We start from the raw sequence: 14,280 nt of genomic DNA, 5'->3' as shown, positions 1-14,280 counted from the left end.
CGTCGGGACCACCTTCCGCGCGGCGGCGTGCGAACACGCCGGGTGCCAGAGTCTACGCACACCGAAACCACCATCTCACGCTTTAGGGTGGCTCACATGACGATCCCGACCGATCCGCAGACGGGTGAGTTCCGTCGGTCCGCCAACCATTTCGACGCGCGTATCACCGCCGACGGCCGTGACGGCTGGCCGGTGGAGGCGGGAAGATACCGGCTGGTGGTCAGCCGGGCCTGTCCCTGGGCGAGCCGCGGGCTGGTCGTCCGGCGGCTGCTCGGGCTCGAATCCGCGCTGAGCGTGGCCGTGGCCGACCCGATCCAGGACGAGAAGAGCTGGCGGTTCACCCTCGATCCCGGCGACCGGGATCCCGTGCTCGGGATCAAGTACCTGGCCGAGGCCTATCACGCGGCCGATCCGCACTACATGGGCGGGATCAGCGTTCCGGCCATTGTGGACATTCCGAGCAAACGGCTGGTGAGTAACGACTATCCCCGGATCACCCTCGACCTGTCCACCGAATGGACCAGCCTCCACCGGCCCGGCGCGCCCGACCTCTACCCAGAGCGACTGCGCGACGAGATCGACGCCGTCAACGCGGGGGTCTACGCCGACGTCAATGCCGCCGTGTACCAAGCCGGTTTCGCGACCAAGCAGGCCGCGTACGAGGACGCCTACACCCGCCTCTTCGCGATGCTGGACGTGCTTTCCGAACGGCTCGAAACGCAGCGCTACCTCGTCGGTGACACGATCACCGAAGCGGACATCCGGCTGTTCACCACGCTCGTCCGCTTCGACGCCGTGTACCACGGGCACTTCAAATGCAACCGGAACAAGCTGGCCGAGCTGCCGGTGCTGTGGGCCTACGCCCGCGACCTCTTCCAAACGCCGGGTTTCGGTGACACCGTCGACTTCGACCACATCAAGCGGCACTACTACGCGGTGCACGAGCAGGTGAACCCGACGCGGATCGTCCCCTTGGGACCGGACCTGTCCGGCTGGACGACGCCGCATCACCGGGAGCAGCTGGGCGGGCGCCCGTTCGGCGACGGCACGCCGCCGGGACCGCCGCCCGAGGACGAACGGATCGGGGACACGGATGGAGTCACTGCCTGAACGCACCGACGTCGTCGTGATCGGCGGCGGCATCATCGGGATCGCCTGCGCGTACCGGCTCGCCGCCGCCGGGGTCTCGGTGCTGCTGCTCGAACGCGACACCCTGGGCGCGGGCTCGACGGCGAAGGCGGCGGGCGGGATCCGGTCGTCGTTCACCACCCGGGTCAACATCGAGATCGGGCTGCGCGGGCTGGCCGAGTACGCCTCCTTCGCCGAGACGTACGGGACCGAGATCGACTTCCGCCGCGACGGCTACCTGTACCTGATCACCGACCCCGCGGACCTGCCCGAATTCGAGCGCTGCGCCGAACTGCAGAACTCCTATGGCGTCCGCAGCCGTCTCGTCGAGCCGGCCGAGGCGCGGCGGTTCTCCCCGCTGATCGACACCGAAGGCGTGATCGCCGCGTTGTGGTCGCCGGACGACGCCAAGGCCACCCCGGACTCGGCGGTCCAGGGCTACGCGCGGGCGGCCCGCGGGCACGGCGCGGTGCTGAAGACCGGCGTCGAGGTCGTCGGGATCGAACGCGACGGCGACGAGATCACCGGTGTCCGGACCTCGGCCGGTTTCGTCCGGACGGACGCGGTGGTCTGCGCCGCGGGCGCCTGGTCGGGGCGGATCGGCGAGCTGGCGGGCGTCGACCTCCCGGTGCGGCCGTACCGGCGGCAGGTCGTGTTCACCGGACCGGTCGCGGACCTGCCCGAGCGAGTGCCGCTGACCATCGAGATGCCTTCGGCGTTCTACTTCCACCGCGAGGGCCTCGGCCTGGCGATGTCCTTCTGCGACGGTGACGGCGATCCCGGCTTCGACACCCGGTACGAACCGGGCGAGTGGCTGCCGGAACTCGCCGAAATCGCGGCGCGCCGGGTGCCCGCCGTGCTCGACGCGGGTATCCGCGGCGGCTGGGCCGGGCTGTACGAGGTCACCCCCGACCGCAACCAGATCGTGGGGGAAAGCGTCCACCTGTCGCGGTTCTTCTACGCGACGGGGTTCTCGGGGCACGGGTTCCAGATGGGCCCGGCCGTGGGGGAGCTCGTGCGGGACCTCTACCTGGGGCGGGTCCCGGCCATCGACATCACCGGGCTCGACGTCCGCCGGTTCGCCGGCGACCGGGCCGTGACGAGGGAGCACAACATTGTCTGAGTTCGTCGAAGTCACCACCGAGGCCGAGCTGCGCGAGATCCTGCCGCCGCCACTGGAGCGGACCGCGAACAAGGCGCGCCCGAAGCTGCACGAGATGGACCGGCGGTGGCTCGCGGAGTCGCCGTTCGTGCTGATCGCGACCTCCGCTGCGGACGGCACCTGCGACGTCTCGCCGAAGGGCGATCCGGCCGGGTTCACGCTGGTGCTGGACGACACGCGGATCGCCATCCCGGAGCGGCCGGGCAACCGGCGCGCCGACGGGTTCCACAACGTGCTGTCGAATCCGCACGTCGGGCTGATCTACCTGATCCCCGGCCGCGGCGACACGCTGCGGATCAACGGCCGCGCGCGGCTGGTGCGTGAGGCGCCGTTCTTCGACGACATGATCGTGAAGGGCAGCAGGCCGAAGCTCGCGCTGGTGGTCGACATCGACGAGATCTTCCACCACTGCCAGAAGGCGTTCATGCGGTCGAAGCTCTGGTCGCCGGAGACCTGGACGCCCGACGCGCTCCCGTCGCGGGCGGCGATCGCGAAGACCTTCGAGCGGCCGGAGGATTCCCTGGCCGACCTCGAGGCGTACTACGAGCCGGAGCGGTACGCCGCCGGTCTGTACTGACCTCGTGAGTGGCAAGGACGGTTCTAACCGTCCTTGCCACTCACGAGGCCCAGCGCGGTTGGTTGCTGGATCGTTGAACGATCTGGCACTATCGGCGAGGTGCCTGCACCCACCGGAGCCCAGCATCTCGCCGACGCGCTGACCGCTCTGGGGACCGAAGTCGTCTTCGGTCTCCCCGGGGTGCACAACCTGCCGTTATGGGAGGCGCTGGCCGATACGGACATCCGGCTCGTCGGGGTCCGGCACGAGCAGACGGCGGGGTACGCGGCCGACGGTTACGCCCGCGCCACGGGGAAGCTCGGGGTCGCGCTGGTGACCACGGGGCCGGGCGCGGCGAACACGCTCGCCGCGGTCGGTGAGGCCATGGCGTCGGCGGCACCGGTGCTGATCATCGCGACCGACATCCCGTCCACGCTGCGGCGGCCGGGCGTCGTCCGCGGTGTCCTGCACGAGACGTCGGATCAGCAGGCGATGTTCGCGCCGGTCACCAAGGCCGGGTTCACCGTCACGAGCGCCGATCAGGTCGCCGCCACCCTGCACCGCGCGGCCCGGCTCGCGCTCCAGCCGCAGAGCGGGCCGGTGTACCTCGGCATCCCGACCGACTTCCTGTCCGAGCGGACGCCCGCGCGCCGTCCGCCGCGTTCGCACGCCCGGCCCGCCGAGATCCCGGATCTCACCGAGGCCGAGGCCCTGCTGGCCGCCGCCGACCGGCCGCTGATCTGGGCAGGCGGTGGCGCGCTGCGCGCCGAGGCGGGCGAGGCGATCGGGAAACTCGCCGAACGGCTGGCCGCGCCGGTGCTCACCACGTTCGGCGCCCGAGGGCTTCTGCCGGTCGATCATCCTTGTCTCGCCCCGAACCCGGTGCACGCGCCCGAGGTCGGCGCGCTGTGGGACGAGGCCGACGTCGTCCTCGCCATCGGCACCGACTTCGACGGGCTGATGACGCAGAACTGGCTGATGCCGAAGCCGAAGAAGCTCATCGCGATCAACGTCGACCCGGACGACGCGGCCAAGAACTATCAGCCGGACATCACGCTGGTCGGCGACGCCCGGATGCTCGTCGAGGCGCTGAAGGTCGAGGAACGGTCCGGTATCGCGGCGCTCGTCGGCAGGCTCGCCAAGGTCTCCGCCCGGGTCCGGCGGCGGATCAAGGAAGAGGAGCCGCAGGCCGCGGATCTGCTGTCCACTTTGGACGAGGTGCTGCCGCCCGACGCGGTCGTGGTCGCGGACATGTGCGTCGCCGGGTACTGGATCGGCGGGTTCCACCGGGTCCGTGCGCCGCGCAAGCTCGCGTATCCGATGGGCTGGGGCACGCTCGGCTACGGTTTCCCGGCGGCGCTCGGCGCCAGTGCCGCGGGGGCGGGCCGCGCGATCTGTGTCACCGGTGACGGCGGTTTCCTCTTCGGTTGCGGTGATCTCCACACGCTCGCGCAGGAACAGCTGCCGGTCACGACGATCGTCGTCGACGACGGCGGGTACGGCATGCTTCGCTACGACCAGGATCGCGCCGGGTTGCCGCGCCGGGGTGTCGACTGGGACAGCCCCGATTTCGTCGGACTGGCGAGGTCCTTCGGCGTGCACGCGGATCGCGTCTCCGGATTCGGGCGGGCTTTCCGGCGGCTGCTCGGCGAGTTCGTCGAGTCCGACGAGCCGAACGTGCTGGTCGTCCGCGCGAAGATGGCGCCACCGCTCAACACCTCACCGCGCTGGTACCGCAAGGAATCCCCGTGACGGGGCTCCGTGTCGGCGTGGACATCGGCGGCACGTTCACCGATCTCTGCGTGCTCGGCGAAACCGGGGTCGTCGCCGTCGGCAAGGTGCTGACGACGCATGACGAGCCCGCCCGAGCGGTCGAGGAAGGTCTCAAGAGGACACTCGCCGACGCCGGGCTGGACGCGGGCGACGTCGAGCAGTTCGTCCACGGCACCACACTGGTCACGAACGCGCTGATCGAGCGCAAGGGAGCCCGCACCGCGCTGCTCGCGACCGCGGGTTTCCGTGACATGCTGGAAATGCGGCGCGAGCACCGGTACGAACTGTACGACCTGCTCATCGAACTCCCCGCCCCGTTGGTCCCGCGTCATCTGCGGTTCGACGTTCCCGAGCGGATCCTCGCCGACGGAACCGTCCACACGGGACTGGACGAGGAGTACGTCACTCGGCTCGGCCGTGAGCTCGACGCCCGCGGGATCGACGCGGTCGCGATCTGTTTCCTGCACGCCTTCACGAATCCCGCGCACGAACGGCGGGCGGCCGAGGTACTCGCCGAGGTGGCGCCCCGGTTGCGGGTCGCGCTGTCGAGCGAGGTCGTCCCCGAGATCCGCGAGTTCGAGCGCGCGTCCACCACGGTCGCCAACGTCTACGTCCAGGACCTCACCGAACGGTATCTGCGTGACCTGGAACGGCGTCTGCACGAGACCGGGGTGCGCCCGTCGCCGCACATCATGCTGTCCAACGGCGGGATCGCGACCGTCGACACCGCCGCGCGCTATCCGATCCGCATCCTCGAATCCGGTCCGGCGGGCGGCGCGCTGGCCGCGTCCGCGATCGGCGCCGCGGCCGGTGTCGAGGATCTGCTGGCCTTCGACATGGGCGGCACGACGGCGAAACTGTGCATGATCTCCGGCGGCGCGCCGCTGGTGACGCACGAGTTCGAAGTGGACCGGAAATACCGCCTGCTGCCGGGATCCGGGCTGCCGGTCAAGGTTCCGGTCACCGACATGATCGAGATCGGCGTCGGCGGCGGCTCGATCGCGCGGATCGACGCGCTCGGCCTGCTCACCGTCGGCCCGGATTCGGCGGGGTCCGAACCAGGCCCCGTCTGCTACGGACGAGGCGGTATCGAGCCGACCGTGACCGACGCCGATCTCGTGCTCGGCTACCTGGATCCGGGGTATTTCCTCGGCGGCGGAATGACTTTGGACGCCGATGGCGCGCGGGAGGCGATCCGCTCGAAGATCGCTGTACCGCTCGGCGTCAGCGTCGAAGAAGCCGCTTGGGGTATTCACACCAGCGTCAACGAGGACATGGCCAACGCCGCGCGCGTTCACGCCGTCGAACGCGGGAAGGATCCGGCGAAACTGCCGATGTTCACCTTCGGCGGGGCCGGACCGGTGCACGGCGTCGGTGTGGCGAGGGCGCTCGGCGCGCCCGAGGTGGTCGCGCCGCCCGCCGCCGGGGTGCTGAGCGCGGCGGGATTCCTCACCGCGCCCTTGGCTTTCGACTTCGTCCGTTCGGCGCGCTCGGCGGTACTCGATCTCTCCTGGGAGCAGGTCGACGCGTTGTTCACCGAGATGGAGACCGAGGGCGCGGAACTACTGCGGAAGTCCGGTGTGGACGATGTGACCCATCGCCGGATCGCCGAGATGCGGTACTCCGGACAGGGCTACGAGATCCGCGTGCCGGTCGAGCGGGGCAACTGGCCGGAATCGCTCATCGGCGCGTTCACCGAGACCTACCGGACGCTGTACCGGCGGACCGGGCCGGACGTCGCGATCGAGGTGCTCAACTGGCGGGTCGTCTCCAGCGGGCCGGCGCCCGAGGTCACACTGAAACTCGCGGGTGCCGAGGCGGAGGGCGACGCGCGCAAGGGGAGCCGGCCGGCTTACTTTCCCGCCGCAGGTGGATTTGTCGACACGGCGGTGTTCGACCGGTATCGGCTCAAGGCCGGTGACCGGGTCGAAGGACCGGCCATCGTGGAGGAACGAGAGTCCACTGTGGTCGTTCCTCCTGGAGCGCGGTGTGTCGTCGGCGAAGACGCCAGTCTGGTGGTGACGGTATGAGCGTCGACCCGATTCTCGTGGGATTGCTGGGGAACCGGCTGCATTCGATCCTCGCCGAGCAGCAGAACGCGCTCGTCAACACGGCGTTCTCGTCCGTGGTGCGGGAATCGCTCGACCTCGCCTGCGCGGTGTTCGACTCGCGCGGCGAGATGATCGGCCAGTCCGTCGGCGGGACCCCCGGCCATATCAACGCGATGGCGACCGGGATGCACCACTTCGTCGCCGCGTATCCGCCGGAGACGTTGGCGCCGGGCGACGTCCTGCTCACCAACGACCCGTGGCAGACCGCCGGGCAGATCAACGACATCACCGTCGCGACGCCGGTGTTCCTGCGGGGACGGCTGGTCGCCTGGTTCGCTTCCTGTTGCCACGCACCGGACATCGGCGGGCGGCTGGTCTCCGCCGAGGCGCACGAGGTGTTCGAAGAGGGACTGCGCCTGCCGACCATGAAGTTCCTCCGTGCGGGCGAGGTCAACGCGGATCTCGAACTGCTGATCCGCGCGAACGTCCGCACCCCGGAGGAGACCATCGGGGATCTGTACGCCCAGGTCACCGGGAACGAGGTCGGCGCGGCCAGCCTGGTGCGGCTGCTGGAGGAATTCGGTCTGGATTCGCTCGACGACGTCGCCGCGGAGATCATGAACCGCTCCGAACGGGCGCTGCGCGACGCACTGGCGAAACTTCCGGACGGCACGTATACGAGTGAATTGGCGACAGACGGTTTTGACGACGAAGAGGTCGTCCTCAAGGTCGCCGTGACCATCGACGGTGAGGACATTTACCTCGACTTCGCGGGATCGTCGCCGCAGAGCCGACGCGGGATCAACGTCGTCTTGAACTACACCAGGGCGTACGCGTCGTTCGCGATCAAGGCGGCCATTTCGCCGGAAGTACCGCACAACGCGGGCTCGTTCCGGCCGGTGCACGTCACCGCGCCGGAGGGATCGGTGCTCAACTGCACGCCGCCCGCTCCGGTCGCGTCGCGGCATCTGATCGGGCATTTCCTGCCGTCCCTGCTGATGACCGCCCTGCCCGGAAACGCCATGGCGCACAGCGCGGACGCGTTGTGGATGACCATCTGGCGCGGCGCCGACGCCGATGGCCGCGAGTTCATGCTCAACGTCTTCCAGACCGGCGGGATCGGCGCCAGGTCCACAAAGGACGGACTGAACACCACCGGCTTCCCGAGCGGCCTGCGCTCGACGCCGACGGAGGTCATCGAGACGATGGCTCCGCTGATCCAGCGCGAACGCGTGCTGCGCACGGACTCGGGCGGCGCCGGAAAGTGGCGCGGCGGCCTCGGCCAGTGCACGACCATGGCCGCCCGTGGTGAGATCTCCTGGAGTGTCAACGGAAACGTCGACCGGGTTCACCGGCCCGCGTCCGGCGTGGACTCCGGACACGATGGCGCGGTGGGCCGGTTCGAGCTGACCCGCGGTGCCCTGCCGTCGAAGAGCCGGGTGAACCTGCGGCCCGACGACGTGGTGAACGTGTTCCTGCCAGGTGGCGGCGGTTACGGCGATCCCCTCGAACGGGACCCGGAGGCCGTGCTCGCCGACGTCGTCGACGGATACATCTCGGTGGAAGCGGCGCGCGAACTGTACGGCGTCGAGGTCACCTATCACGGGGAACCCGGGGCGCTGGTGCGCCTTCCGGAGGATTACACGGCGGTTTCGCCGAGAGGGAGGAAATGAGCATGGGCCGGCTGGCAGGCAAGGTCGCGGTGGTCTTCGGGGGAGCGAGGGGCATCGGTCTCGCGACCGTGAAGGAGTTCGTCGCCGAGGGTGCGACTGTGTTCACCAGTGACATCCGCGAACCCGCGGAATCCGTCGAGGGCGCCCGCCACTCCATTGTGGACGCGACCGACGAGGGACAGGTCGACGAGTTCGTGCGCGGCGTGGTCGCCGAAACCGGCCGGGTCGACGTGCTGTTCAACAACGTCGGCATCCACCTCGGGAAACCGCTGGCCGACACCACGTTGGCGGAATTCGACAACATCTTCGCGCTGAACGTGCGGGCGGCGTTCCTGGGCACGCGGGCCGTGCTGCCGCAGATGATCGCGAACAAGGCGGGCAGTATCGTCACGACTTCGTCCAACGGCGGGGTGATGGGCCGCCCCGGCGACCCGGTGTACAACGCCACCAAGCACGCGCTGGTCGGCATGATGAAGTCGATCGCCGTCGCGCACGCGCACCAGGGGATCCGGGCGAACACGGTCAACCCGGGCGCGATCGACACGGACATGCTGCGCGGCACCCTCGCTTCGCCGGAGGATTTCGAAGCCAAGCAGCACCAGCTTGTCGCGAGCACGCCCGCCGGACGGGTCGGCGAGGCGTGGGAGGTCGCGAAGGCCGTGGTCTTCCTGGCCAGCGACGAATCCCGGTTCGTCAACGGGGTCGCGCTCCCGATCGACGGCGCGAAGGCGGCCGGTGCCATGCCGGGCAACCGGTACAGTCTCGACTTCGAACTCGGCGTCAGGTAGCGCCGTGTCCACACCTGCCGCCGAGGAGACGCTGGCCCGCGACAGGCCCCTGCTCGAACGGAGCGGGACCGCGGAACGGGTCGCCGAGATCTTGCGCCAGCGCATCACCGAAGGCGTCTTCCCGCCGGGGTCGAGGCTTTCCGAACCGTCGATCAGCGCCGCGCTCGGCGTTTCGCGCAACACCCTGCGCGAGTCGTTCCAGCTGCTGGCGCACGAACGGCTCGCGGTGCACGAACTCAACCGCGGCGTGTTCGTCCGTGAGCTGACCGCGCAGGACATCTCGGATCTGTACGTGATGCGGCGGGTCACCGAATGCGGTGCGCTGCGGCGTGCGTCGGAACTGTCCACTGTGGATCTTTCGGCCGTCGCGGACGCCGTGCGGGACGGCCGTGCCGCGGCCGGCGAAGGCGATTGGCAGGCCGTCGGGACCGCGAGCATCGCGTTCCATCAGGCGGTGGGAGATCTGGCGGGCAGCGAGCGGGTCAGCACGACGATGCGTCAGGTGCTGGCGGAGACGCGGCTCTTCTTCGTGCTGGCCGAGAACACGCGCGCGTTCTTCGAGCCGTTCCTGGAGCGGCACGAGCGGATCCTGCGTGACCTGGAGCGAGGCCGCTTCGGGCCCGCCGAGACCGCGCTGGAGAAGTACCTGCGGGATGCGGAAAAGCAGCTTCTGGCCGCTTATGACCGCCGGGACTCGTGAGTGGTAAGGACGGTTAGAACCGTCCTTACCACTCACGAGCTTTAGCAGCGCAGCGTCGCGCCCGCCCAGTCCGCGTGGTCGGAGTCGACCCCGTCGCCGCCGTCCGTGACGACCAGATCGAGCACCTGAACCCCGCTCAGCGGCACGGAAAGCTTCTCCGCGGCTTGGCCGCGCTTGAGCACGCCGGTGCTCGCAAGCCGCTTGCCGTCACCGACGACCTCGAAAGCCACACTGCCACCGGCCTTCTCGTCGTCGACCCCGACGGACGAGGTGAACGACGCGCATCCGCCGCCGAGGTAGAGCCGGACCTTCGACGGCGCGTGGACGCCAAGCCCGTCGTCGTAGGTCACCCCGCCGATGCTCATCCGATGGCCGTCGCCTGCCTTCGATTCACCATTGCTGGTCCCGCGTTCCACCGGGCCATAACCGTTGTCGGCCGTCATGAACACCGCCTTCGACAGTGCGTTCTCCCCGGCGGCCGGCGGTTTCACGATGGGCGCGCTTCCGGTGACGGACAACGACCGCGCGCCCCAGGACGTCCGGTAGCCGAAATGCCCGGAGACCTCGACCCGGTCGCCGCCGGGGGACGACGGCCGCACGGTCCAGGTCTGCTCCCACGACTTGCCCGGCGCGACAGCGGGAATGCGCGCTTCGGTGGCACCGTCGGGCTTCCAGCCCGCGCCGACCGCCAGCTTCACCATCCCTGCCCGGACCGGCGTCCGGCCGTCGTTGAACACCCGCAGCGTCGTGGTGAACGGTTTGTCGACGGCCGCGTATTCGGGCGAGGTCAAGGAAAGCGTCGTATGCGGCGCGGCCTTCGGCTGGTTCGACGGCCAGACGCGGAACACCGCGGAACCGTGGCTCGGCAGCCCGGCCCGCAAGGTTCCGGCGGATTCGGTCTCCGCGCCGGTCCACAGATCCCGGACCCGGTAGCCGGACGCCGCGGGGGCGCCGATCTCGGCGGCGGTGGCGGACAGGGTCGCCGGCGCACCGCCGCGGTTGAACAGCACGACGACGTCCGAGCCGTCGGACATCGGCTTGGCCCAGACCTCGGTGTCCCCGTCGTCGCGGATCTTGTGCCCCTGCTTGCCGCCCCAGTCCTGGTCGACCGCGAGAAGATCCTTGTTCAGCAAGATCTTCTTGGTCGCGTCGGACATCGAGCGCAGGTCGTTGCCCGCCAGCAGCGGCGCGTTGAGCAACGACCAGAGCGCGAAGTGGGAGCGGTATTCCGTGTCGGTCATGCCGCCGTTGCCCACTTCGAGCATGTCCGGATCGTTCCATCCGCCCGGCCCGGCATAGCGTTCCAGGCCGACCTGCTGGTCGAGGAGATTGGTCATACTCGACCAGGAGTCGCTGATGTCGCCGGTGGTGCGCCACAACTGCGCCCCCGCGCTCTTGCCCCACTCCCAGGGCTTGTTCTCGCCCCATTCGCACAGGGCGTAGACGATCGGGCGGCCGGTCTTCTTCAGCGCCTCGCCCATTTTCGTGTACCGCTCCAGCGCGGGGCGGCCCTGGTTGTGGCAGTTGTCGTACTTGAGGTAGTCGACTCCCCAATCCGCGAACGTCCGCGCGTCGACCTCTTCGTGGTCGAGTGAACCGGGCATGGTCCGCGCGCAGGTTTCCGTGCCGGCGCTGGTGTAGATGCCGAGTTTCAAGCCCTTCCCGTGCACGTAGTCGGCCAACGCCTTGATGCCGCTGGGAAAGCGCGTGCGGTGTGGCTCGTACTTCCCGTCGGGGGTGCGGTTCTTCTCGGCCCAGCAGTCGTCGATGTTGACGTACTGATAGCCCGCGGCCTTCATCCCGGACGAGACCATCGCGTCCGCGGTCTCCCGGATCAGGTTCTCGTTGATGTCGCAGCCGAACTTGTTCCAGCTGTTCCACCCCATCGGCGGGGTCGCGACCGGTGGTGGGCTCTCGGCGGCGGTCGCCGCCGGGACGACGCAGAGGGCGGTGAGCGTGCAGGCGGCGACGAGCGTGCCGGCGAGACGACGCATAAGTTCCTCCCAGAATGCTCAACTTTGAACAAACTCACTCATCAAGCAACAGGATCGATCGGCGCCGGTCAAGAGCCGAAGGGATGGTGTTGGAGATTCACCGGCGGGCGCCGCGACAAGCCGGACAGGTCCGGCGCGCGAACTGTGCACGATGGAGTGTTCGCGTCCCGGCCGGATCCGGGTGAGGATGGGGCACGAGCACGAGGAGGAAGATCATGGTTTCGTCGGCGTCCGCGCGCAATCCGCTGTGGCACCCCTTCGCGGACATGGGGGCGGTCGACGGCGACCGGCTCGTCGTCACCCGCGGTGAGGGTTCCTATGTCTGGGACGACGAGGGCGAGCGGTATTTCGACGCGACGGCGTCACTCTGGTACGCGAACTTCGGGCACGGGCGCGAGGAGATCGCTCGGGCGGTCGCGGACCAGTTGCGGACGCTCGATTCGTACAACCTGTTCGGCTACAACGCCAACGAGCCCGCGCTGAAGCTCGCCGAGCGTGTTTCCGGGCTGGCACCCGAACCGGGCTCGAAGGTCTTCTTCGGCTCGGGCGGAGGTGACGTCATCGACACCGCGGTCAAGATCGCCCGCTCGTATTTCGCGCACACCGGGCGGCCGGAGAAGGTGCACGTCATCGGCCGGGTGCAGGGTTACCACGGCACCCACGGTTTCGGCACGGCCGTCGGCGGTATCGCGGCCAACGCGGCGGGCTTCGGGCCGCTGCCCGGCGACATCTCGCACGTGCCCTACGACAGCGCCGAAGCGCTCGAAGCGGAGATTCTGCGGGTCGGCGCGGAGCGGGTCGCGGCCTTCTTCTGTGAACCGGTGATCGGTGCGGGCGGCGTCCTGCTTCCGCCGGACGGGTACATCGAGACGGTCGCCGAGATCTGCCGCAAACACGAAGTGCTGTTCGTCGCGGACTGCGTGATCGCCGCGTTCGGGCGGCTCGGCACCTGGTTCGGGATCGACCGGTGGGCGGTGAAACCGGACATGATCACGACCGCGAAGGGCATCACCGGCGGGACGATCCCGCTGGGCGCGCTGATCGTCGCGCCCCGGGTGGCCGAGCCGTTCTTCACCGGGAAGCCGGGGGCGCCGGTGCTGCGGCACGGCGCGACCTACGCCGGGCATCCGGTGGCCTGCGCCGCGGGGAACGCGACGCTGGACATCTACGAGCGCGACGGGCTCATCCCGCGCGGGCGTGAACTGGAGAAGCCGTTGGCGGACGCGCTTTCCGGGCTGGCTTCGCATCCGCTGGTCGCCGAGGTCCGAGCCGGGCTCGGCTTCCTCGGCGCGGTCGAGCTGAAGGCCGAAGTCGTCGAGGCGAACCCCGGCGCGGCGAACCGGCTGCAGCGGCTGGCGCGGGACGAAAGCGTCCTCGTGCGGAACCTGGCCAAGGGGATCGCGGTGTCGCCGCCGCTGATCGCCGGGGAAGCCGAGCTCGACCTGCTCGCGACCGCGTTGCCGCGCGCACTGGACAAGCTCGCCTAGACATCGGGCCTCGTGAGTGGCAAGGACGGTTCTAACCGTCCTTGCCACTCACGAGGGCCTTGACGCGCACGAGGGCCGCGCGCTCGGTCATGAAGGGCACAGCCGACGGGACCAGGTCCCTTCATGACACCCCCAGTGGCGGGCCCTCGTGGGCCCGCCTCAGGAGAGGCAGAGTTCGTTGCCTTCCGGGTCGGCGATCGTGATCCACTCGGCGGGACCCTGCTTGCCGCGGTGCAGGAACGTCGCACCGCGCGCGGTCAGCCGCTCGAGCTCGGCCTCGATCTTGTCCGCCCCCACCCGGATGTCGAGGTGCAGGCGGTTCTTGACCGTCTTCCCCTCCGGCACCAGCTGGAAGAGGAACCGCTGCTTGGTCTCGGGATGGACGATCGCCGCGCCGTCCTTCCACACCAGGACACCGTTGTGCGTGGTGGTCGCCTCTTCCGGGGCATAACCCTTGGCGACCATCTCGCGGATGAACTCCTCGTTGCTCTCCTCGACCTGCCAGCCGAGCATCTCGGCCCACCAGCCGGCGAGGTTGTGCGGATGAGCGGAGTCCACGGTCACCTGGAAGTCATACGCCATACCGGCACATTAACGACCCGCCCCGACAATTCCGGGCGCTCATGCCCGCTGACCACGGTGAACCGCCACTTGTCGACCCCGCCGCCGATGATCTCGGCGTAGCGGCGGGCGCCGTCCGCGTTCGCGAAGCGCACCTGCTGCCCGTTGGTGAGATGGGTGATCTTGACCGCCATCCGTGCCTCCCTGAAGTCCGGTGCCGGCCCGCGGAGCTTCCCCCTCCGGGACCGGCGCGGACAGTAGAACACATGTTCGATGCCTGTCGCCAACCCAACCCCCCCCGCGCGGGTCACCGGCGCCGGGTGGGTGGGGGGGTGGGGGTTTTGTGTGTGCACAAAAAAAACAACCAAGCCACCCCCCAAACCCACGGCGCCAGCAAACAGTAGAAA

12 protein-coding genes are annotated in these 14,280 nt (G+C 69.2%); 9 read left to right on the top strand and 3 right to left on the bottom strand.

Translation table 11 applies throughout. The features are described from left to right. The first annotated feature begins 96 nt into the window (after positions 1-96). From ACFWIW_RS18620 to ACFWIW_RS18585, 8 genes are all read left to right on the top strand, one after another. Positions 97-1,110, top strand: coding sequence for a glutathione S-transferase family protein (locus tag ACFWIW_RS18620; protein WP_378369553.1), 1,014 nt, complete (start codon positions 97-99; stop codon positions 1,108-1,110). Continuing rightward, positions 1,094-2,251 (top strand): NAD(P)/FAD-dependent oxidoreductase, encoded by a 1,158-nt coding sequence (locus ACFWIW_RS18615; protein WP_378369552.1) that lies wholly within the window; start codon positions 1,094-1,096, stop codon positions 2,249-2,251. Before ACFWIW_RS18620 ends, ACFWIW_RS18615 begins: the two co-directional genes overlap by 17 nt. Further along, complete coding sequence (locus tag ACFWIW_RS18610) at positions 2,244-2,867, top strand: pyridoxamine 5'-phosphate oxidase family protein (protein ID WP_378369551.1); 624 nt, start codon at positions 2,244-2,246, stop codon at positions 2,865-2,867. The genes ACFWIW_RS18615 and ACFWIW_RS18610 overlap by 8 nt, the downstream gene beginning before the upstream one ends. Positions 2,868-2,966: 99 nt before the next feature. Further along, the gene (locus tag ACFWIW_RS18605; RefSeq protein WP_378369550.1) at positions 2,967-4,598 is read left to right on the top strand and encodes a thiamine pyrophosphate-binding protein; all 1,632 of its coding nucleotides are present in this window, start codon (positions 2,967-2,969) and stop codon (positions 4,596-4,598) included. After that, complete coding sequence (locus ACFWIW_RS18600; RefSeq protein WP_378369549.1) at positions 4,595-6,649, top strand: hydantoinase/oxoprolinase family protein; 2,055 nt, start codon at positions 4,595-4,597, stop codon at positions 6,647-6,649. Before ACFWIW_RS18605 ends, ACFWIW_RS18600 begins: the two co-directional genes overlap by 4 nt. Next, the gene (locus ACFWIW_RS18595) at positions 6,646-8,343 is read left to right on the top strand and encodes a hydantoinase B/oxoprolinase family protein (protein WP_378369548.1); all 1,698 of its coding nucleotides are present in this window, start codon (positions 6,646-6,648) and stop codon (positions 8,341-8,343) included. The genes ACFWIW_RS18600 and ACFWIW_RS18595 overlap by 4 nt, the downstream gene beginning before the upstream one ends. A gap of 2 nt (positions 8,344-8,345) precedes the next feature. Further along, positions 8,346-9,131, top strand: a complete 786-nt coding sequence (locus ACFWIW_RS18590) for an SDR family NAD(P)-dependent oxidoreductase (RefSeq protein WP_378369547.1) — start codon at positions 8,346-8,348, stop codon at positions 9,129-9,131. Between the two features lie 4 nt (positions 9,132-9,135). After that, positions 9,136-9,831: a GntR family transcriptional regulator gene (locus ACFWIW_RS18585; RefSeq protein ID WP_378369546.1), complete on the top strand. Its 696-nt coding sequence runs from the start codon at positions 9,136-9,138 to the stop codon at positions 9,829-9,831. Positions 9,832-9,872: 41 nt separating this feature from the next. On the opposite strand, the gene ACFWIW_RS18580 is transcribed toward ACFWIW_RS18585, so the two are convergent. Then, complete coding sequence (locus tag ACFWIW_RS18580) at positions 9,873-11,825, bottom strand: NPCBM/NEW2 domain-containing protein (protein WP_378369545.1); 1,953 nt, start codon at positions 11,823-11,825, stop codon at positions 9,873-9,875. 215 nt (positions 11,826-12,040) lie between these two features. Between ACFWIW_RS18580 and ACFWIW_RS18575 the strand changes: the two genes are divergently transcribed. Continuing rightward, the gene (locus ACFWIW_RS18575; protein ID WP_378369544.1) at positions 12,041-13,312 is read left to right on the top strand and encodes an aspartate aminotransferase family protein; all 1,272 of its coding nucleotides are present in this window, start codon (positions 12,041-12,043) and stop codon (positions 13,310-13,312) included. Between the two features lie 159 nt (positions 13,313-13,471). On the opposite strand, the gene ACFWIW_RS18570 is transcribed toward ACFWIW_RS18575, so the two are convergent. Further along, complete coding sequence (locus tag ACFWIW_RS18570) at positions 13,472-13,894, bottom strand: VOC family protein (protein ID WP_378369543.1); 423 nt, start codon at positions 13,892-13,894, stop codon at positions 13,472-13,474. Then, the gene (locus ACFWIW_RS18565) at positions 13,873-14,067 is read right to left on the bottom strand and encodes a hypothetical protein (protein ID WP_007028443.1); all 195 of its coding nucleotides are present in this window, start codon (positions 14,065-14,067) and stop codon (positions 13,873-13,875) included. The genes ACFWIW_RS18570 and ACFWIW_RS18565 overlap by 22 nt, the downstream gene beginning before the upstream one ends. Between the last annotated feature and the right edge of the window lie 213 nt (positions 14,068-14,280).

Source organism: Amycolatopsis sp. NPDC058340 (assembly GCF_042723975.1).
Classification (GTDB): domain Bacteria; phylum Actinomycetota; class Actinomycetes; order Mycobacteriales; family Pseudonocardiaceae; genus Amycolatopsis.
This window is presented reverse-complemented; position numbering and strand designations above follow the sequence as displayed.

Bases quoted from the DNA above. Each gene is read 5' to 3' on its own strand.
- ACFWIW_RS18620 (WP_378369553.1), top strand. From the start codon at position 97: ATGACGATCCCGACCGATCCGCAGACGGGTGAGTTCCGTCGGTCCGCC.
- ACFWIW_RS18615 (WP_378369552.1), top strand. From the start codon at position 1,094: ATGGAGTCACTGCCTGAACGCACCGACGTCGTCGTGATCGGCGGCGGC.
- ACFWIW_RS18595 (WP_378369548.1), top strand. From the start codon at position 6,646: ATGAGCGTCGACCCGATTCTCGTGGGATTGCTGGGGAACCGGCTGCAT.
- ACFWIW_RS18590 (WP_378369547.1), top strand. From the start codon at position 8,346: ATGGGCCGGCTGGCAGGCAAGGTCGCGGTGGTCTTCGGGGGAGCGAGG.
- ACFWIW_RS18580 (WP_378369545.1), bottom strand. From the start codon at position 11,825: ATGCGTCGTCTCGCCGGCACGCTCGTCGCCGCCTGCACGCTCACCGCC.
- ACFWIW_RS18575 (WP_378369544.1), top strand. From the start codon at position 12,041: ATGGTTTCGTCGGCGTCCGCGCGCAATCCGCTGTGGCACCCCTTCGCG.
- ACFWIW_RS18570 (WP_378369543.1), bottom strand. From the start codon at position 13,894: ATGGCGTATGACTTCCAGGTGACCGTGGACTCCGCTCATCCGCACAAC.
- ACFWIW_RS18565 (WP_007028443.1), bottom strand. From the start codon at position 14,067: ATGGCGGTCAAGATCACCCATCTCACCAACGGGCAGCAGGTGCGCTTC.